Raw genomic sequence first — 18,014 nt, forward strand, 5'->3', positions numbered from 1 at the left:
CGGAACGAGTTGCGAGCGGGCGCGCAACAGCCACAGCCGTACCGTTGCTAGCGCTTCCAGCAGCGGCTTCTCCTGGCGATTGATGAATTTCAGGATTTGGTCTTCAGTGCCAAGTCCTCAGGAATATAGACACGGGCAGGGGAATTCTTCGAGGAGTCGTTGAGCACTACAAGTGCAACGACCATTCCCACCATGGCTATCAAAACCATCAGGAGGGGAGTGCTACTACGACTGCTTCTGGGCTGACTGTGTATCATGACCGATCCAACACGGTCGGGCGTGTGTCCCACGCCCGACCCGACCAATTTAGTTAATGACCTGGATGACTTTCCGCGAGGAAGGCTCAACGATCACGCGCTGCTCGTTCACGACTGCGTAGGCGTAATTCGGATTGTCCGGTACTGCCTTGACGACCACAGTCGAGGGTAAGGGCTGGCCAACGACCACCTTCTCCTTCACCACGACCCGTTCCGTGGGTGCGGGCAGGTCACGGACATAGGTGACGACAGTCGGCGGCGGCGGATCGATGGCCGTACCTGCGACCGCGCCGACCACGCCACCGACCGCGGCTCCGACAGGACCGCCGACGATAGCGCCGGTTACCGCACCACCAGCCGCTCCGTTGACAGTGGACGATTGAGCAAAGGCTGTTCCACCCGCCAGCGCGAGTATGGTCGTCGTCAGGATGAGTTGCTTCTTCATTGTGTTTCCTCCGTTGCTTCGGCCGTAGCCGTGAACCATCAACAAGAGCTCGTACAAGGCGTTCCACCCTCGGGACTTCGGTCCAAGCGCAGTAGGCCTTTGTGCCCAAAGCTGGACTGATGGGTTGGGCCCTAGGTCTCATAGCTGTCGGACCGAAGTCCGAACCCTGGAACACGATGATCCTTCCATGGTTGTTCCGACATCTCGCGAGGCGAGTGCGGGAACAAGCAAAAGAAGGAATAACATGATGAGAAAATACATGATTTTCGCAGCGGCAGGCCTAGCCGCCATGGCAGGCACTTTTGCCGCTTCAGCACAGACCGTGGTCATCGCCCCGGAACAAGAAACGGTGATCAAGGAGTATGTCACCAAGCAGAAGGTGAAGTCCGTGGACGTGCCGAATGTCACCGTCAGCGTCGGGGCATCGCTTCCCGAAACGGTTGAACTCCACACGGTCGACGTCCCGGACGTGAAGTACCGCTATGCCGTTGTAGGCGGCAAAACCGTTCTGGTTGAGCCGAGCACGCGCAAGGTCGTGCACGTCATCAACTGATCAGCTTGGAAAGCTCGTGTCCTGATCGCCGCCAGACATATAGGCGCCGTAAAACACAAGATGGAGAACCACATGAGACTCTTTGATAGGAAAGCCCTCCTCGTCGCCCTGCTTGCGGGGTCCACACTTTCGCTTCCCGCACTCGCCCAGAATCCCTCGGGCGGCTCTGCCGATCCGAGGCTCCTTCCCAAGGAGGGAACCTCCAATCAGGGTTCGGCCTCCGGTAGCCAAGGCACCAAGGCGACCACTCCGGAGGCGGGCGCCTCGGGCCAGTCGGCAGGCAGCAACAGCCCGGCGGCAAAGCAGCCGGCGCAGAATCAGGCCCAGTCGGAACAGCTTCGCAAGCCCGCTGACGCAGGTAGCGGCGCGTCGCAGGATGGCCAGAGCGTCACCACGAAGGACAGCCAGAGCAAGACTGGCACCGATGCGGCTCAGACGGACGATCAGAAAAAGAAGATGAACCAGGACGCCGCCGCCGGTTCGAGCGCTGATCAGACAAAGCAGTCGGCCCAGGGCGCGGGCACTTCGACCAAAGGGAAGGATATGAACGCGGCCAGCAGCACCACTAAAACAAGCCCCGACACCGAAACCAATACAGCGACCGGTACGCAGCAACGCCAGTCGAGCGAGACCGATGCGGCGTCGGCTAACCGGCCCTCGAACGAGGTCACCGGCAGCATCAATATATCGACCGAACAGAAGACCGAAATTCGAAAGGTCATCGTGGAGAACAAGGTCGAGCCGATCAAGCCGAGCTTCAGCGTATCGGTCGGCGTGGCAATCCCCAAAACGGTGGAACTGCATCCGCTTCCGCCGAGGGTTGTTGAAATCCTTCCGGCCTATCGCTCGTACCGATACTTCGTTCTAGCGGACAACCGCATCGTGATCGTCGAGCCGGATACCTACGAGATCGTCTACATTCTGGTGGTCTGACTTCGGTCGCGAGGTCTGGAGGGAGCGCCGCTGGCCGGGGAGCGCAGCGGCGCTCTTTCTCGTCGCCCGTTCGGCGGTTATGGAAGCCCTGTGTCGAGCATGGCCTCGGGACCAAACAGCTGGCCCACGACAAGGCGGCGGACCTGATGGAGCCTCTCGATCTCATTCGCCGCACGAACCAGTTCTGCGATGAAGTCCTTCGTCGAACTCAATGCAGCGTGTCCGTGTCGGGAACCATGCCCACCGAGTTCATGAAGTCTGCCAAGGTGTCGGCGCTGTCTTGGGGAAGGTCGAAATATGGCTTCCCTGCAATGAACACCGTCCTACCGGTCGTGGTGTCGAATATCTCCCACGTCGCCCCGCTGCCCTTCCGGATATTGAAGCGAGGTCCCGCTTTTACCGTCACAGGATTGCCCTCTGGCGCCGGTAGGTGGTCGGTGGCGGGAGAGCTTCATGCGCTTGGGCGAGCGTTTCCAGCCAACCCGCAAGACCAGCGGGCACCTCGTGATTGCCCGTCTCCAGCGATCCGACCCATGAAAGATCACATTGCAAAGCCGACGCCAGGTTGATTGGCGTCCAGCGGATGTGGCGCAGGCATTCGTTGAAGCGGTCAGGATTCATGAAACTACCATTCGCACGCTCTTTACGGGAGTCAAGTTGCCGCCGCCGGTCATGGGTAGCAAACTAGCTGCGCGAGCGCCTCTTAGATCTGAAGGTTGCCTCACAGCCACAATATGCTCAACTGCCGTCATGACGAACATGAGACAGAGGCGTTCGTAACCGCCATGATCGAGGCCGGGAGCAACGTCCAGGCGATCGGAACCATCGGATAGCTGTAGTTGAACCGGTCGATCCGACTGACAGAGAAGCCTACCGTCGGATCGCGCTTGTCTCCTCGGCATTAGGTGAACGAGACCACCTCAAGGATGAGATCATCGCCTATCTTCACGAGCTCGGACGTATGGTGGAGATTCCAGAGGAGCCCGACCAGGCCGTGCTTGATCCCTGTGCCGGCACAGGAATCGAATATCACTACTTTTCGTTGTGTATCAAGTCACTCTAGAGGCCTTGAAACGTAGGCGCCCTCCTTGTTTGTTCTCGTATCATCCGCTATCGTTCACAACCAATGAATCTCACCCTCAAAGGTGGAAGCCGCTGTCTACCGGCTTTCCCGAAATGGACAAGGCGTTCAGGTATATCCCCGGCCAATTCATTGCGGTGACAGGTATTCCGAACCACGGCAAGTCGCGTTGGGTCGATCAGGTTGCGGTCCAGACCGCGAGGCTGCGCAACGAGAAGTGGGGGTTCTTCTCACCCGAAACGGGTGGGGCGAACCACATTGCCGATCTATGCGAAATCTGGTGCGGCCAGCCTTTTTTCGAGGGGCCTACGCCTCGAATGTCAGAAGCAGAGATGATGACGGCCATGGCCTGGCTGAACGAGCGGATATTTCTGCTCGGTGCCGTCGATCACACGCCCTCGATCGACTGGTTGTTGGAGCGAGGTAGGGCTGCGGTTTTGCGCTAGGGCGTGACGAACCTTGTGATCGATCCGTACAACGAAATCGAGGCGTCTCGTCCCGACAAGCTTACCGAAACCGAGTTCATTTCGCAGCTCATCTCGAAGTGCAAGCTGTTTGCAAAGCTCCACGGCTGCACGATCTGGATGATCATCCACCCAACAAAGCTGAAAGCCCACGGTGAAGGCAAGGAGCCGGTTCCCGGCCTCTACGATCTCGCCGGCAGTGCCCATTGGCGGAACAAGGCCGATGCCGGGATCGTCGTCTATCGCGACTACGAGGAGGAGGTCACCGTTGTCATTTCGAAGAAAATCCGCCGGCAGCCGATGTGCGGCCGGCCGGGGTCGGTGACTCTGCAGTTCGTCGGTGCGGACAGGCGCTTCGAAGCGGTTCCTAATAGTTTCAAAACCCTCGGCTCAGAGGAGGTGACATGCTAGGTATCCCTTCGGAACATTGCCTCTGCCGAACTACGCCTCGGTGGCCAGCCGCGTCAGTGCCGCCCCTTTCGAAATTGCTGTCGAGCCTCCTCCGCAGCAGCTTCGAATTCCGCACGGGCTTCCTCAATCGGCTTGTAGCCGGCCAATGCGCCTATGCAAGCGCTGCGCGCCTTTACGAACCGCAGGCCTTGATGGGCCGGCCAGTCCTCCGTGAGGTAGATCAACGCCTCGAACGGACTACTGACCTCCAGCCTGCCGCTATTGGTGAGATCAAGTCGGACGGGTTTGCTCCATTTATCGTTCGGTCCGGACATCACTATTTTCCTCCCTTTCTGTTCTTGTTGCTGAGACAAATCCGCGAAGAGCCTCCGGTTCCTCGTCCAGGGAAGATTCTTTCCAAACAGCAATTTCGAGGAGCACTATGATGAGCAATGGCTATGAATTCCCTTCGAGGCGGCCGATCCCCGCGCAGCCGAGCGGTCCGTATTTTTGCGGAAAGCCGATGGATTCGACTTGGAAGAATCCGAAGCCGAGCTCGCCCAAACTCGTTCAAGACGCGGCCCAGAATTACGCAGAGATCCCTGCCAACCTGGACCGCGGGCAAGCGGCTTTCGTCTACATTTCGACCGTGTTGCAGTTCTCGCGCCAGATACTTCGCGATCTGTCGGCCCTTGATCTCGCAAATCTCAACTTGATGGTTGAAGCTGCTGGCGAAGCTGGAAGACCTGCGGAGCGGGATGAGATTGACATCCTCGTCGACATGGTCGAGGACGAGCTGGAGCGCCGGGGCGGAGACACAGTGGCATGAGGATGTTTGACGCTGGACGCGAGTGCTGGTTCGTCGCTCAGGTGATGCCAGGGGAGGAGCGAGTGGCAGTTGCTGAGATGCAGCGGCTTGCGATCGGTATGAAATCTATTTTCGCACCTACGTGCCTCACGGCCGGCGGGAGGTGAAAAACCACCGAACACACAGATACCACGTTCGGGAGTACCCCGCATTGCCGGGGTGTGCGTTCGTCTCGATCAGCCGTGACAAGATGCATGTGATCCGGGATCATGTGGTCCGCTACCTGGGCGGGGAGCGGCCCATAGCGATCCATCCCGACCAAATACAGGCTGTCTACACCGACGAGATCAACGGAGAGTTTGACCAACTCGGGCAGACCAAGAAACAACGAATTGCGAAGCTTGAGGAAAAGTTTCCTGTCGGAGCCGAGCTTCGCGTCGTGACGGTTGCTTCATTGGCCTGAGCGCCGTCGTGAAGGAAGTGACGGGTCACGGCCGGATCGCCGCTCTCGTCGCACTGTTTGGAAGAATGACGCCTGTGGAATTCGAAAAGAAGCAGCTAGAGGCGTCTTGAATGCATTCCTATCATGAGGTAAATATTCCTCATCGCGATTTGCGGAGCGTCTGGCGGACGATGGAATACTCGCCGGCTCCAAAGCCAGGTCGGTCGCGGCCTGAGCGCCCCAATCCGGAATATTGCCCGCCGCCGTTTTGTTAAGCTTACTGAGCGGACCACGAGCTTTCGGTAAGATAAAATTTACAGGTACTAGCTTGTATCCCTGGCACCAATTGCGTCAGGGGGTCCTATGGTAAAGGTCAGCTACGAAACCGGTAAGGTCCTGGAAATCGGAAGCGGTTTCGTTCATGGGAAGATTCATTATCACTCCCACGTCTTGTTGAAGAGAGACGACGGCGAAGTGGTGCGACTGGAAGACGTGGCCGTTGATGACTACATCGACGACGCGGTTAAGGTCGGTCGATCCTGCACGATCGCCTTCATCAATCGGAAGGTCCGCCTGCCAAAGCCGTTTGACAACCAGGTCATTCGGAATGCCATCGTTGGTGTTGCCGCATCAGACGGCTATGTTGCCATGAACGCGCGGGCGAAGAGCTATTATCCATATCTGAGCCTCGGGATTGCCGGGCTGGGAGCTCTGCTCATCATGCTGACACGAGACAGCTATCATCCGACAGCTTGGCTGTTCATCGGGTCGCTGATGGTAATCATCTTCGGGCTGGTTGGCCTGGCAAACGTAAACACTGTGAAGAATACCAACGGCGTCCGCGATGAGATCATTCGGAGGTTCGAGAGCCTTGGCAGCAAGCCGCAAGCGTCCGTCGTTTATGCGTAACCCGGGTCGGTCGCGGCCCGAGCCCGTCCTGAAGTGCATCCTTTATCTACTAAGCCGGAATAAGCCCGATCCTCTTACCTCGACTTTGCCCGGGATTCAGTCGCAAGCGTTGGCTCTTAACGGGAGCCCCAGCGGTAGGGGGCCACGATGGCTGCTCTCTGGACAGGCGGCTGTTGATAGGCAGTGCTTCGTTCAATCAGAGCGAAGTTGGAGCCGGCGATAATGGCACCGAGCAGGACTATGCCACCTGCGACCATTCCCGCCCTGGGGCCAGCTTTTCTTGAGATATCTGTCATACCGGTTTGAAAGTATTGCAATAAGGGCTGTGCCGGCTAGACAGCCAAAAGTAGAGCCGGCCTATAGATGATAACAAACATTCCTTAGCGCTCGATGACAACACAACGAGACGGGTTTGCTGCAACCCTTGCGCATGCAGCCATTGCTTTTGCATCCGCTTCCTCCTGGCTTTTCGCAAAAGCAGTCCAACCGCAGCCTCTCATCCCAGTCTCGGTGAAGGCAGGCCCTTTCGCAAAGGCAATATATCCGTATCCGGTGTATTTCTGTCTATCGTTTCTAAACTTCGAAAGGGCAGCGGTGCATGCGTAAAGCGTATTGCGATCGTTCAATTTGAACGGTCTGTTGTTCTCCTCGTATGATTGGCAGGATGCCAGGCCGAAGGTCAGCAGTGTCACCAACGTCAGTTCTACCCGCACAGCGAATCCCCAAAAAGTTGACACGTAGAAGCTGCAGCTGTTCCCGTTGAAATGCAAGCAGCCCCTCAGACGGCCAGAGGGTGAAACATGTCCGGCGTATCAACATTCACCGAGGCAACCGGTGACCGCATCTGCGAGCGTATTGCTGAGGGTGAAAGCCTTAGGACCATCTGCCGCGATGAAGACATGCCGGCTATGTCGACTGTGTTCAAATGGCTGGCTTCCAACGAGACGTTCTCGGAGCAGTACGCCCGCGCGCGGGAAACTCAGGCCGATGCCCTTTTCGACGAGATCCTGGACATCGCCGACACGCCAATGATTGGTCAGAAGACGAAGGCCGACAAGGAAGGCAATATCGTCGAGGTCACAACCGGCGACATGATCGAGCACCGCCGCCTGCAGGTTGATGCCCGCAAATGGATGGCCGGTAAGCTTCGCCCGAAGAAGTACGGCGAGAAGCCCGACCTCAATGTCGATGGGAAGCTGACACTGGTTCCTCAGATCACGATCAATGGCAAACCAGGCTGACGCTCATCTAAGCTTCGACCTCCATCCGAAACAGATGGCTAACAGATTTACCTGTAAAAGCTGTGTTTGATTGGTCACACCCGTCACAGATTTTGACGATTGCTAAGCCTGCGCAAAGGCTTGTTGGGAAACCGGCCCTCCAAGTCGATGGGCGACAAGAGTTGCGGCTGGACTGGCTACCATGCAGATCCGTCCGATCGCTGCACGGAATATTCTGCCACGAGGTTCATTACGTTGATCTTCCCGCAGATCTACTGGCAGTTGCCCGGTGAGAAACATGATAGTCGTCCGCCTCGATTGAAAGCTGAAGGCATTCAGTCGGCCACAAGACCCACAAGCTTGCGATCGATGACAATGGCATCGAGCAGCGAGGTCTTCTCGTTCAGCACCGCAAGGAGCACCTCGGTATCGGGCCATGCCAGGGTAAGCCGGTAAATCGCCATTGCCCCCAGCGATTCGAGGTTCGGGTCATTCCGCCGAAGTTCGTCACGCTCAAATGGGGCTTCGCGCTGGCATTCCTCAAGTGAAGCGGCGAAGGCCAAGGGCTCATCACGGCCGGGCACGATCTGATACCCAAATACAACCAATTCCATTCGGTTCCCCTCGGAGAAGCACCTCAGGGGTATAGCCGGCCGCGGGGACGCGGGAACTCCCAAAATCGGGGGGCGACGGGGATATCGGCTTACGAGACGGAACGTTGTGTTTCTAACGGAACAGGCTGACAATGTTCTCTGCACCCGCGTTGGCAATTGAAAGGGATTGCGTTGCCAGTTGCTGCTGTGTCTGAAGCGCTTTTAGCCGGGAAGACGCCTCGTTCATATCGGCATCGACCAGGCGACCCACGCCGCTGGTGAAAGAATCGGTGAGTTTCGAGACAAATGAATCCTGCAGAGCAATTCGTGTTGCGGCTGAGCCCAGTTTTGCAGCAGCGTTGATCAACTTCTCCAGTTGCCGATCGACGAACGGCAGCAATGTCGCGATGACTTGGTCGTCGGTGGCGTTGGTCCCGAGACGCAGCTTGCTTTTGTAGTCGTCCATCTTGGTGATGTCGAAAGTAGCAACCGTTATCTCGTTCTCGTAGTTGCTTGCGCTTACGGTCGCTCTTGTGCTCGTCTCGATGGAATCTCCGTCCCACACCCCCATGTCTGGCCAAGCAACAACCCAAGCTCCGTCTAGCTGCACGTAGGGCCGGTAGGCGAACACATCATCCCAAGCGACAGTACCGTCCAACGTCCAATTTGGGTTAAAATCGATCGTCGGTACAAAAATATCCGCCCCAGCTGTGTCCTGATGTCCCGAGTTTCGCACCCCCACTAGTATCCCTTGGTCAAGAATGCCGCCATGGCCTCCCGATAAGTCGAATAGGACATTGGAATGGTCGAGCTTCACGTCCACTGTCTGAAGCGCGACGTTTCCAGAGGCATCACGCGTGAACGACCCCACGATGCTTTTGTGAATTGCTGTTCCTGCAACGTATCCGCGGCTAGTCGAATCGAACTTACCGCCGACCTCCGCCTGCAGCCAATTCTCACCGGAAAATGAAGCCGACGAGGCTATGCTACGGAGCTGATCCTGTAGCTGACTAATTTCCTCCTGCACCTTCGCGCGATCGACACCGGATTCGGATGCTGCAACCAGCTTATTCTTCAGCTCCTGCAAAACATCGATAGACGACTCCATTGCCGCATAGGCGGTATCCACTTTGGCTGCGCCGAGACCAAGGGCATCCTGGACTGCGGACAGAGCGCCATTATCAGAACGCATAGTGGTCGCGATAGACCAATACGCAGCATTGTCCGAGGCCGAGCTCACACGTTGCCCTGTAGAGACTTGCCGTTGCGTTTCCTCCATGTGGCCAGAGATCTGGCGGAGTGTCTGGAGAGCCGACATGGCGCTGATATTCGTCAAAAGGCTTGTCATAAATGGCTCAAACTATTGTGTTTGCTTCGATTCTTGCCTCACGAAGGGCCTCCTCATCTGAGGTGGAGATGGTTAATAGATAGTAAATGTAGAATATGAAATCTCGGAACCCTGAGGTTGTGAAACGAGCTGAGTGTCAAACGCAATTGCCGAACCAAATCGGTACATCGGTTGTGGATGTTAACCGGGAAGTAAGCAACCGGGGCGGTGGGATTAGTTGATGTCCGCTCATCACATCCCGACGTTCCAAATCCCGTCGAACCCAATAAAATGGCTCTCTTTATCAGGCCAAGTGCGAGGCCAACGGTAGCGCGGCACAGGTTCTTCATCATACATCGCTATCGGTCATATTGCGGCCGCCAACCGCGTGCAAAACGTCGGCTTCCGGCGAACTCGGCAAGAGCGAGTTCCCGGTGAAGGCGTCGTATCTCCTCAATGAGCGCCGTGATGGCGGCGTTGGTATCTCCGTCATGGGCGATCAGCACGGTCGCGACGTCGTCGGGTTCAGGAGCCGCCGGTCGATCTGCGCGGTCATTGCTTGTCACTCTTCCCAAGATCGAAGCCCCACACGATCGGCCGTTCTCGCCAGCGGCCGTTGGCATGTTGAATACGTTCCGTGCCGCAAACGCCGATCATCGGCCGGCCGGATTCGTCCATGCGCTTGCTCAACTTCTCCAGAGCAGCTTCGGCGTCCGGTGCATTGTCCCAATCGCTGAGGTAGGTCGAGGGCAGCTCGATCGTGTCGGCAATCCCGCTTTTCCAGAGCACGCGGAAATCGCCCTCAGGGGACATCGCCAACTCGAGCCACGAAGAGGTCGGCCAGTCGGTGTACCCCTCCATGCCCCAGATCCCCGCCTTGAAGAAGCTGAACCGGTCACGGTCGGGACGTTCAGCTATCCCAGCGATCAACTCGCGGCTGGGGTTCTCTATCGGCTGCACGAAAGACCATGCGTATGCCAGCGTCATGAGCGGATCGTCTGGCGGGGCCCGCACAAAGTCATTTGCCATCGTTTTTCCTATGCTTCCAGTTCCAGTTCCAGCTGAGGCGCATCCTCGGCAGACTTGGTCGCCTTCCGCTTGGGGCTACGGGGCTTCGAACTTTTTGCGCGTTCTCTGGCGATCGGCTCTGCCACTAGTTCCAGTGGAGGAGCGTCCTTCCTGGGCTTAATGACCGTCGGCGCAATGGCTGCTGGAGCGGGCTCTGGTGCCAAAGGTGGGGAGGGGGCAAACGTGATCATCGTTGGACCTCGTAAGCAGACATGACTTCTCCTTCGCGCCGAAGCGCGTTCAACCTGTGGGTAATATGTGGATAGCCGCCCGCCATGGCAACTTCGATGTTCTAATTATGTTCTCATCCGCGAATGAGTCAACAGGGATTCTTTTTGAGAATTTGCTAATGCGATGCGGGCATGAAAAGGCGCATAGGCATGCCCAGCAGCGTTGACATAACCTTTTGTGATCTGGCTGCAGTTGCATAGCCAGCACTTCCACTTCTGGCTGAATCATGCTTATCCTCCGTGCGGGTAATGTGGGGGTATTTATGAAGGCTTATTTTGTGCTGCCGGCACTTGCGCTGGTGATTACTTCGTGCGCCAAGCGGCCGGATGCAATTGTTCCGGCTGACATTCCGATGGCCGCTTACACTAACTATTCGTGCGAGCAACTTGGCCAGGAGATGATCAAGGAACAGACGGCTCTTGCTGCGGTGTCGAAGCAACAACATGATGCCGCTACGGGCGATGCATTCGGCGTGTTTCTGATCGGAGTGCCAATGTCGTCGACGTTCGGCGGCGACAAGGAGGGACAGGTTTCTGTTGCCAAGGGGAAGGTCCAGGCGATCCAGTCAGCGATGATGAGCAAGGGATGCAATACCGCGCCGCCCGCCAAGTCTGCTCCAAAGCCAGCGGCCCCGGCAGCAGCTCCAAAACCGAAGCGACAAGCTGGTTGAGGCCGCTTGCGAGTGCTTACGAATGCAACCGGAACTAAGCGCCGTCTTCAGCGACTTCTCGCCATAGAACACTAAGATCCTGATCCCGACCGGCCGCGGCAGCTACGTGCCTCGTTCGATCGGGCGCACCCGGAACACACCGTGATGACTAAGGAGGAAGTCATTGCCGCCTATCGGTCGGCCGAACAGCAGGCAGCGCCCCCGTACCGGGCGACGGGCAAGTGGATAGGAGGGTATCCGGGGATGCGCCGCTGCGTCGATATGGCGGGCGGCATCTATGAGCGCAAGCTGATACAGTATGGCGGATTGGCGCACCGGAGGTGAGGGGGCCGAGAGAGCGTGTTCGTAGGTGTAACCCGCAAGATCAGATGGCATTCATGGCAACAGCCAAGATTACCAAATTTTTGGCGGGAAGACCCGACGATCAAAGGGATTCAAAACGAACTCGCGCAACAGACCTGAAATCGGCGCGCACGATCAGTGGCAGTGAGCCGTTAAATCGACCTTCCGTACCAAAGCTGCATGCTTTTGGGCTGCTCACGGGAAGTTGTCGTCGGTTTCCCGCCCGAAGCGACAAAGAGCGTTACGGTCTTCGAGGTAGCTTCGCGCCTTCATGCGGGTTGTTGAACCAGCATTGTCAACTTCCAAAAGCCGGCATTTACCAAGAAGGACGGGAGACAATTATTTCCATGGACTTCCATTAAGTACAATGCAAGAAGGGTCAGTATAAAACTCACACTCATCCGGGGATATAAAATGAATTTCAATGGAATGCGCCTAAGTGTTGTTGCAATCACTTTCAGTGTCGCGTGGAATGGATTGACGACCACTGCCGCCCATGCGGCAGAGTTCTCTTTCACAGCTACCAATACAACCAAAGCCGCCATAACCAAGGTATTGGTGTCTGAAAATAAAAAAGACTGGGGCTATTTTGACGTTGGCAGCGGCATCAAGCCAGGCAAGACTGCAAACCTCGTATGGGACCAGACCACAAATAGCGAAAGCTGCGTACAATGGGTCAAGGCGACCTACGCAGACGGCAGCGAATCTGAACCCGCCAAGTTCGATTTCTGCGAAGACGGGCTTGAGATCGAATTCTGAGCAGATTTCCGCCCAGCCTGACCATGAGCCCGGCAGGCTACCGCCGGTGACGTCGACGGACGGCGCCGTGCTCGTGACGGCTGCTTTCTTCCCCGACCGGCAAAAGAGAACGGCCACCCCTGAATTTGGAGGTGGCCATTTTTTTGCTTTGGCAAATCTTGCGTTGATTTAAGAGTATGTTGCGGTGGTTCCGTAAGCCCCACTGCGATTTGTTGTCCGGCTTCGACGCTGAGGGGCGTTGGTGCGCGGACCGAAGCATCGCGGATCCGTGCACCGACCTTGAGCTCATAAAAGCGTGGCGCCCACCCTCCGTCATCCCCCGGCTTGGCCGGAGAGATCCGTGGCTGGTTGTGCGGATGATGGCGGATCTGTTGCGACGTGTTGAAACTCAAAGGGCAGTGGCCTAGCCACTGCCCTTTTTTTCACTTCGGGCTCGTGCCGCCTTACCGGATGACCATCTGCTGCGGTGCTCCCGGATTTGCCGGCTGCTGCACCTTGACCGGGGCCGGTTCCGCCGTGCCGAACAGCTTGTCGCGTTCGCGCCACAGGGCGGGCAGCGACAGCAGCGCGATCGAGACTAGGGCAATCGCGGTCTTGGTGAACTCGTTGAGTTCGGGCGTCCGTCCGTCAAAATAATAGACGAAATAGACGATCGCGACGTGCCACACATAGACATAGAGCGAGTGGCGGCCGAGCAGCTGCAGGTACTTGATCGAGAACACCCAGGTGATCGCACCGGCGATGCGGCGCACCCACTCGTCCTTGTGCTTCGGACCCGCGACGATCAGCCAGGTCACCAGCATTGCGACGGCGGCGAAGTTGAGGAGATAGACCGGGCCGAAATCGGCGCGGATTTCCATCGAGGCGAATTTGCCGATCATGTGCGGCGGCATCAGCTCATGCGCGGTGATCAGGCGCAGCGGCAGGAAGAAGAGCACCATCAACAGCGCCACCTTCGGAATGAAGGTGTTGTCCGGGGACAGGATATTGCCCCACTTGATCTTGCCGGCCGAGGTCAGCGCGCCGAGCACGAGACCCGAATAAAACACGACCTGCCAGCCGAGCAGGTTGAACGACACCCGGATCCCCTGGTCGTCCGCGCCCATCACCATGTCGTTGAGCGGCGTCGTGGCGATCTGCTGCAGGCCAAGCTGGGCCGCCATCCACAGGATCACCGAACCGGCCACGACATAATGCCACTTGTCCTCCAGCACCAGCTTCACCAGGATCGGGGCAAACAGCATGTAGACGATATATTGCGGCAGGATGTCCATGAAGGTCGGCTGGTACAGGAAGGTCGCGATCGCGGCTAGACGCAGCGGGTCATCGAAGGTCGTGTAACCCAGCCAATTGAACCAGACCGAATAGGCCCCGGGCAACAGCATCTGGGCGACAAGCACAACTAGTACGATGCCCATCGCATAACGATAAAGCTCGAAGGCGCGGTTGTAGATCGCCGTGCGGCCGGCCGCATAGCCGTTTTTCAGCATCTTTTTCGCATAGACCATGCCGATCAGCAGGCCGGACAGGAAGACGAAGCCCTGGGCATCCTCCACGAAGGCGAGCTGATTGTGGTTGATCTTCACCAGAAGATAACCGCCGGCGAAGATCAGGTGGTTGAGCACCATGAACACGAGGAAATATCCTCGCATACCATCAATAATATCAAAGCGTTTCATCGGTCGCCGTCTCCGTCTTTGCCGGTTCCGACAGCTTTCGCCCTTCGGTCCGTAAGGCCTCTGCGGGCCAGGATGTACGCGGCTAAACGCGGCAAAAAGCCGGACAGTTCCAGCCCTATTTGAGCGTTTAGACCTGATCTACCGTAAACTGTGCGTGATGACTCCGCGATGAACGCCAGGTTGGTTGGCGTTCAGACTATTCCGCCGCGACGCGCTTGAGCCCTGCAACCTGCGTGAGGTAGGCCCGCATGGCGGCGGGCTTCACCGGCTTGTGCTGCACGCCGATGTCGTGCCGCTCCGCTTCAGCGCGCACTTCCGGGGTGCGGTCGGCGGTGATGATCAGCGCCGGGATGTCCGCCTGGTATTTCTGGCGAAGTTTGAGAACGGCCTCGATGCCGTTGCCGTCGTCGAGATGATAGTCGGCAATGATGATCTCCGGCGGCGGTTCGCGGCGGGCGACGATCTCGTCGAGGGCGGCGAGCGAATCCGCCTGGCCGACCGTGCAGCCCCAGCCGGTGATCAACAGCGCCATGCCTTCGAGGATCCGCGGTTCGTTGTCGATGCAGAGAACCCTGAGCCCGTTGAGCGGCTGCGAGCGCTTGCGGCGCTCGACCTGGTCGGCGGCGCGGACCGTCTGCGATGCGGTGAGGTCCATGGGCACCTGTACCCGGAAGGTCGTGCCGCGGCCGGGCGTCGAGGCGAGCTGGACCGGATGGTTGAGCACCCGCGAAATGCGGTCGACGATCGACAAGCCGAGCCCCAGGCCTGTTGCGGTCTTGGCGCCTTCGTCCAGCCGGGCGAATTCCTTGAACACGGTGCGGAATTTCGAAGGCGGGATGCCGATGCCGGAATCGAGCACCTCGATGATGACCTGGTCCCCCCGCCGGCGGGCGCCGAGCAGCACCTTGCCGTCGATCGTGTATTTGATCGCGTTGGAGACGAGGTTCTGCACCAGCCGCCGCAACAGGTTGGCATCCGAGCGTACCTTCAGCGAGGTCGGCATGACCAGGAATTCCAGGTCCTTTTCGCGCGCCATCGGCGCATAGTCGGTCTCGATGCGTTTCAGAAGGTCATCGAGCGGCACGGTGGTGAAACGCGGCTTCATGGCGCCCGTATCGAGCCTCGATATGTCGAGAACGGCGCCCAGGATCGCCTCGACCGATTCCAGCGCCGAATCGATGTTGCGCACCAGCGAGCCATTGTTGTCGGATGCGCCGAGCCGCTCGACCAACGCCGAGGAATAAAGCCGGGCGGCGTTCAGCGGCTGCAGGATGTCGTGGCCGGCGGCGGCAAAGAACCGCGTCTTGCCGATATTCGCCTCGTCGGCGGAGGCCTGCGCCTCGGCGAGCTCCTTGTTGACGCGGGTAAGCTCGGCGGTGCGTTCGCCGACCCGCTGTTCCAGCGTCTCGTTTGCCTGTTTCAGGGCCTGGTCGGCGGCGACGCGCTCGGAAATGTCGGTGAAGGTCGCGACGATGCCCTTGTCCGGCATGGCATTGGAGCGCACTTCGATGATCCGCTCGCCGCCGTTCAACACCAGCGAGAAGGGCGCATCGAGCGTCTGGAACTGGCGGATCACTGCGGCCTGATCGACTGCCGCGATATCGCCGCGTTCCGAAAGGATGGCGACCATGTCGGCCAGCGGAAAACCGACCTGGCCGACCTGTTCCGGCAGGTCGAGCAGGTTGCGGAAGCGCCGGTTCCAGATGGTCAGGCGTTCCGTATTATCGAACACGGCGATGCCCTGGTCCATCTGCGAAAGGGCGGTCTGCAGCATGTCCTGGTTATATTGCAGCGCCTCGCTTGCCTGGTCGAGCAGCCAGGCGGTGTCGGAATTGGTATCCTCCGCCTTCTGCATGATCAGCGACAGGACAAGCCGGGCGGAGGACGAGCCGATGGCGCTGCCGAGCAGCTGTTCGGAGAAATGGATCATCGCCATGTCGGCGGGCTGGTCGTCGCTGAACGTACGGCCGGCCGTCTTCTCGTAATTGGAGAAGGAGCGCCGCATGCGCTCCTCGCCGAGATACCGGGCGATTGCCGTCTTGAGGTCGCCGACGCTGACCCGGGTCTTCCAGCCGCGGGTGGCGAATTGCGAGCGCAGGTGCCTTTTGACGAAGATGCCGGCCTGGATACGTTCGACCGGACGCGGATTGCGCGACAGCGAGCCGAGCATGAAGGCGAGCATGTTGAGCGTCAGGCTGAAGATCGTCGCGTTGACCAGCGGGTCCGTCAGTGGTCCGGAGAATAGGCCGGTGCCGGGGAACAGGAAATTGAGGACGGCGGTGGCAACATGGGAATTGTCCGGACCGCCCAGGCTCGGCACGAACAGCAGGTACGCCCAGGCGAGGAAGCCGAAGGACATGCCGAGGATCGCGCCACGGGCGTTGGCACGGCGCCAGACGAGACCGCCGAGGAGGGCCGGCGCCACCTGCGCGATCGCCGCGAAGGCCAGCAGGCCGATCGAGGCGAGGCCGGACTGGCTGTCGGCCATGCGGTAATAGGCATAGCCGAGGATCAGAACGCCGAAGATCGCGACGCGGCGGATGTGCAGCAGCGTGCGCGTAAAGTCCGTGCGCTGGCCGGAGCGTGCTGCCATCAGCCGCTGCCTGAGGAAGATCGGGATGATGATGTCGTTCGACACCATGATCGAAAGCGCCACCGATTCGACGATGACCATCGCCGTTGCGGCGGAGAAGCCGCCGATGAAGGCGATCAGCGAAACCACCTTCAGTTCGCCGGCGAGCGGCAGCGTCAGCACGTAGAGGTCGGCGTCGCCGGTACCGCCGAAGGTGATCAGCCCGGCCATGGCGACCGGAAGCACGAAGATATTGATGGCGACGAGGTAGAGCGGCAGAAGCGCGCTCGCCATCTTGCGTTCCTTGGTCGTGCGGTTCTCGACCACGGTCACGTGGAACTGCCGCGGCAGCATGATGATCGCAAACGCCGACAGCGCGATCAGGATCAGCCAGCGGCTGATCGGCGTCTCGTAGGCGAGCGCCGAACCGACCAGCATGTTTTCCGACGCCTTGGCGAGCAGGTCGGACGGCCCGTCGAACAGGATGAAGAAGACCGAAAAGCCGACCGTCGCAAACGCGAGCAGCTTGACCACAGATTCCATCGCCACCGCGAGGATCAGCCCGTCCTGGTGTTCCGTCGCATCCGTGTGGCGGGTGCCGAAGATGACTGCGAAACAGGCCATCATCAGCGTGACGATCAGCGCCAGGTCGATGAAATAGAGATTGCCGCTGCCGATCCCGTAATCCGACGGATTGACCATGACGGCGACGGAGCTCGACACCGCCTTCAGCTGCAGCGCGATATAGGGGATGGTGCCGACCAGCGCGATGATCGCGACGATCATCGCCACTGTGGAATTCTTGCCGTAGCGGGCAGCGATGAAATCCGCGACCGACGTCAGCTTCTCGGCCTTGGCGAGCTCGACGATGCGCCGGATGATCGGCATGCCGAGCGTGAAGGCGAGGATCGGGCCGATATAGATGCCGGTGAATTCCAGGCCCTTCTGCGAAGCGAGCCCGACGCCACCGAAATAGGTCCAGGAGGTGCAATAGATCGCAAGGCTCAGCGCATAGACGATCGGACGGCCGTTCCTTGGCACGCCGAAGACACGGCTCCGCCGGTCGCCGTAACTCGCCACTGCAAACAACAGCAGGACATAGGCGAAAGCCGAAACGAAAATGACCCAGCCAGGAAGCATCACTCCTCCGCAAACGTCCCAGGAGTTGAACATTAGGGGAAAAGCATGCGCTTGGAAATCAGGCGGTCTCTCGGCAAAAAGTCCAATAGACGGTCGCATTTAAGCCTTTGGCGAACGGGATCTTTTCACAT

General features: G+C 58.6%; 19 protein-coding genes. 11 read left to right on the forward strand and 8 right to left on the reverse strand.

Annotated elements, in window-relative coordinates:
• Positions 1-306: 306 nt before the first annotated feature.
• On the reverse strand, positions 307-702 hold the full coding sequence (locus ACSQ8R_RS22765; RefSeq protein WP_436255666.1) for a DUF1236 domain-containing protein: 396 nt from the start codon (positions 700-702) through the stop codon (positions 307-309).
• A gap of 244 nt (positions 703-946) precedes the next feature.
• On the opposite strand from ACSQ8R_RS22765, the gene ACSQ8R_RS22770 reads away from it, so the two are divergent.
• Positions 947-1,255: a DUF1236 domain-containing protein gene (locus ACSQ8R_RS22770; RefSeq protein ID WP_436255667.1), complete on the forward strand. Its 309-nt coding sequence runs from the start codon at positions 947-949 to the stop codon at positions 1,253-1,255.
• A 72-nt stretch (positions 1,256-1,327) separates the two neighbouring features.
• Entirely contained in the window at positions 1,328-2,188 is an 861-nt protein-coding gene (locus tag ACSQ8R_RS22775; RefSeq protein ID WP_436255668.1) for a DUF1236 domain-containing protein, read from the forward strand.
• A 402-nt stretch (positions 2,189-2,590) separates the two neighbouring features.
• On the opposite strand, the gene ACSQ8R_RS22780 is transcribed toward ACSQ8R_RS22775, so the two are convergent.
• Complete coding sequence (locus tag ACSQ8R_RS22780; protein WP_436255669.1) at positions 2,591-2,809, reverse strand: hypothetical protein; 219 nt, start codon at positions 2,807-2,809, stop codon at positions 2,591-2,593.
• 555 nt (positions 2,810-3,364) lie between these two features.
• Between ACSQ8R_RS22780 and ACSQ8R_RS22785 the strand changes: the two genes are divergently transcribed.
• Complete coding sequence (locus ACSQ8R_RS22785; protein ID WP_436255670.1) at positions 3,365-3,715, forward strand: hypothetical protein; 351 nt, start codon at positions 3,365-3,367, stop codon at positions 3,713-3,715.
• A gap of 3 nt (positions 3,716-3,718) precedes the next feature.
• A complete protein-coding gene (locus tag ACSQ8R_RS22790) occupies positions 3,719-4,144 on the forward strand; it encodes a hypothetical protein (protein WP_436255671.1) in 426 nt (141 codons plus the stop codon).
• A gap of 53 nt (positions 4,145-4,197) precedes the next feature.
• On the opposite strand, the gene ACSQ8R_RS22795 is transcribed toward ACSQ8R_RS22790, so the two are convergent.
• Positions 4,198-4,458: a DUF982 domain-containing protein gene (locus tag ACSQ8R_RS22795; protein ID WP_436255672.1), complete on the reverse strand. Its 261-nt coding sequence runs from the start codon at positions 4,456-4,458 to the stop codon at positions 4,198-4,200.
• 110 nt (positions 4,459-4,568) lie between these two features.
• Here ACSQ8R_RS22795 and ACSQ8R_RS22800 point away from each other — a divergent pair, with 110 nt between their 5' ends.
• From ACSQ8R_RS22800 to ACSQ8R_RS22815, 4 genes are all read left to right on the forward strand, one after another.
• Positions 4,569-4,952, forward strand: a complete 384-nt coding sequence (locus ACSQ8R_RS22800; protein WP_436255673.1) for a hypothetical protein — start codon at positions 4,569-4,571, stop codon at positions 4,950-4,952.
• Between the two features lie 190 nt (positions 4,953-5,142).
• Positions 5,143-5,394: a hypothetical protein gene (locus tag ACSQ8R_RS22805; protein WP_436255674.1), complete on the forward strand. Its 252-nt coding sequence runs from the start codon at positions 5,143-5,145 to the stop codon at positions 5,392-5,394.
• A 342-nt stretch (positions 5,395-5,736) separates the two neighbouring features.
• Positions 5,737-6,282 carry a hypothetical protein gene (locus tag ACSQ8R_RS22810; protein ID WP_436255675.1) on the forward strand — a complete coding sequence of 182 codons (546 nt, stop codon included), beginning with the start codon at positions 5,737-5,739 and terminating at the stop codon, positions 6,280-6,282.
• Positions 6,283-7,082: 800 nt separating this feature from the next.
• Positions 7,083-7,523 (forward strand): terminase small subunit protein, encoded by a 441-nt coding sequence (locus ACSQ8R_RS22815; RefSeq protein WP_436255676.1) that lies wholly within the window; start codon positions 7,083-7,085, stop codon positions 7,521-7,523.
• 314 nt (positions 7,524-7,837) lie between these two features.
• On the opposite strand, the gene ACSQ8R_RS22820 is transcribed toward ACSQ8R_RS22815, so the two are convergent.
• The 3 genes from ACSQ8R_RS22820 to ACSQ8R_RS22830 all read right to left on the reverse strand — a co-directional run bounded on the left by ACSQ8R_RS22820 (position 7,838) and on the right by ACSQ8R_RS22830 (position 10,451).
• Entirely contained in the window at positions 7,838-8,116 is a 279-nt protein-coding gene (locus tag ACSQ8R_RS22820) for a hypothetical protein (RefSeq protein WP_436255677.1), read from the reverse strand.
• A 112-nt stretch (positions 8,117-8,228) separates the two neighbouring features.
• Positions 8,229-9,443, reverse strand: coding sequence for a flagellin (locus ACSQ8R_RS22825; RefSeq protein WP_436255678.1), 1,215 nt, complete (start codon positions 9,441-9,443; stop codon positions 8,229-8,231).
• A gap of 531 nt (positions 9,444-9,974) precedes the next feature.
• Positions 9,975-10,451, reverse strand: coding sequence for a hypothetical protein (locus tag ACSQ8R_RS22830; protein WP_436255679.1), 477 nt, complete (start codon positions 10,449-10,451; stop codon positions 9,975-9,977).
• A 496-nt stretch (positions 10,452-10,947) separates the two neighbouring features.
• Here ACSQ8R_RS22830 and ACSQ8R_RS22835 point away from each other — a divergent pair, with 496 nt between their 5' ends.
• The 3 genes from ACSQ8R_RS22835 (at position 10,948) to ACSQ8R_RS22845 (ending at position 12,492) form a co-directional block, all read left to right on the forward strand.
• Positions 10,948-11,391 (forward strand): hypothetical protein, encoded by a 444-nt coding sequence (locus ACSQ8R_RS22835; protein ID WP_436255680.1) that lies wholly within the window; start codon positions 10,948-10,950, stop codon positions 11,389-11,391.
• A gap of 144 nt (positions 11,392-11,535) precedes the next feature.
• Positions 11,536-11,715, forward strand: a complete 180-nt coding sequence (locus ACSQ8R_RS22840; RefSeq protein ID WP_436255681.1) for a hypothetical protein — start codon at positions 11,536-11,538, stop codon at positions 11,713-11,715.
• Between the two features lie 432 nt (positions 11,716-12,147).
• Positions 12,148-12,492 carry a hypothetical protein gene (locus tag ACSQ8R_RS22845; RefSeq protein ID WP_436255682.1) on the forward strand — a complete coding sequence of 115 codons (345 nt, stop codon included), beginning with the start codon at positions 12,148-12,150 and terminating at the stop codon, positions 12,490-12,492.
• A gap of 443 nt (positions 12,493-12,935) precedes the next feature.
• On the opposite strand, the gene ACSQ8R_RS22850 is transcribed toward ACSQ8R_RS22845, so the two are convergent.
• A complete protein-coding gene (locus ACSQ8R_RS22850; protein ID WP_436255683.1) occupies positions 12,936-14,171 on the reverse strand; it encodes an OpgC family protein in 1,236 nt (411 codons plus the stop codon).
• 196 nt (positions 14,172-14,367) lie between these two features.
• Positions 14,368-17,883 (reverse strand): hybrid sensor histidine kinase/response regulator, encoded by a 3,516-nt coding sequence (locus tag ACSQ8R_RS22855; RefSeq protein WP_436255684.1) that lies wholly within the window; start codon positions 17,881-17,883, stop codon positions 14,368-14,370.
• Positions 17,884-18,014 lie beyond the last annotated feature (131 nt).

This window comes from Neorhizobium sp. LjRoot104, from assembly GCF_964253725.1.
In the GTDB taxonomy this organism is placed as follows: domain Bacteria; phylum Pseudomonadota; class Alphaproteobacteria; order Rhizobiales; family Rhizobiaceae; genus Neorhizobium.

Coding starts and splice junctions, on each gene's coding strand:
- ACSQ8R_RS22765 (WP_436255666.1), bottom strand. CDS start 702: ATGAAGAAGCAACTCATCCTGACGACGACCATACTCGCGCTGGCGGGT.
- ACSQ8R_RS22770 (WP_436255667.1), top strand. CDS start 947: ATGATGAGAAAATACATGATTTTCGCAGCGGCAGGCCTAGCCGCCATG.
- ACSQ8R_RS22775 (WP_436255668.1), top strand. CDS start 1,328: ATGAGACTCTTTGATAGGAAAGCCCTCCTCGTCGCCCTGCTTGCGGGG.
- ACSQ8R_RS22780 (WP_436255669.1), bottom strand. CDS start 2,809: ATGAATCCTGACCGCTTCAACGAATGCCTGCGCCACATCCGCTGGACG.
- ACSQ8R_RS22785 (WP_436255670.1), top strand. CDS start 3,365: ATGGACAAGGCGTTCAGGTATATCCCCGGCCAATTCATTGCGGTGACA.
- ACSQ8R_RS22795 (WP_436255672.1), bottom strand. CDS start 4,458: ATGTCCGGACCGAACGATAAATGGAGCAAACCCGTCCGACTTGATCTC.
- ACSQ8R_RS22800 (WP_436255673.1), top strand. CDS start 4,569: ATGAGCAATGGCTATGAATTCCCTTCGAGGCGGCCGATCCCCGCGCAG.
- ACSQ8R_RS22810 (WP_436255675.1), top strand. CDS start 5,737: ATGGTAAAGGTCAGCTACGAAACCGGTAAGGTCCTGGAAATCGGAAGC.
- ACSQ8R_RS22815 (WP_436255676.1), top strand. CDS start 7,083: ATGTCCGGCGTATCAACATTCACCGAGGCAACCGGTGACCGCATCTGC.
- ACSQ8R_RS22820 (WP_436255677.1), bottom strand. CDS start 8,116: ATGGAATTGGTTGTATTTGGGTATCAGATCGTGCCCGGCCGTGATGAG.
- ACSQ8R_RS22825 (WP_436255678.1), bottom strand. CDS start 9,443: ATGACAAGCCTTTTGACGAATATCAGCGCCATGTCGGCTCTCCAGACA.
- ACSQ8R_RS22830 (WP_436255679.1), bottom strand. CDS start 10,451: ATGGCAAATGACTTTGTGCGGGCCCCGCCAGACGATCCGCTCATGACG.
- ACSQ8R_RS22835 (WP_436255680.1), top strand. CDS start 10,948: ATGCTTATCCTCCGTGCGGGTAATGTGGGGGTATTTATGAAGGCTTAT.
- ACSQ8R_RS22840 (WP_436255681.1), top strand. CDS start 11,536: ATGACTAAGGAGGAAGTCATTGCCGCCTATCGGTCGGCCGAACAGCAG.
- ACSQ8R_RS22845 (WP_436255682.1), top strand. CDS start 12,148: ATGAATTTCAATGGAATGCGCCTAAGTGTTGTTGCAATCACTTTCAGT.
- ACSQ8R_RS22850 (WP_436255683.1), bottom strand. CDS start 14,171: ATGAAACGCTTTGATATTATTGATGGTATGCGAGGATATTTCCTCGTG.
- ACSQ8R_RS22855 (WP_436255684.1), bottom strand. CDS start 17,883: ATGCTTCCTGGCTGGGTCATTTTCGTTTCGGCTTTCGCCTATGTCCTG.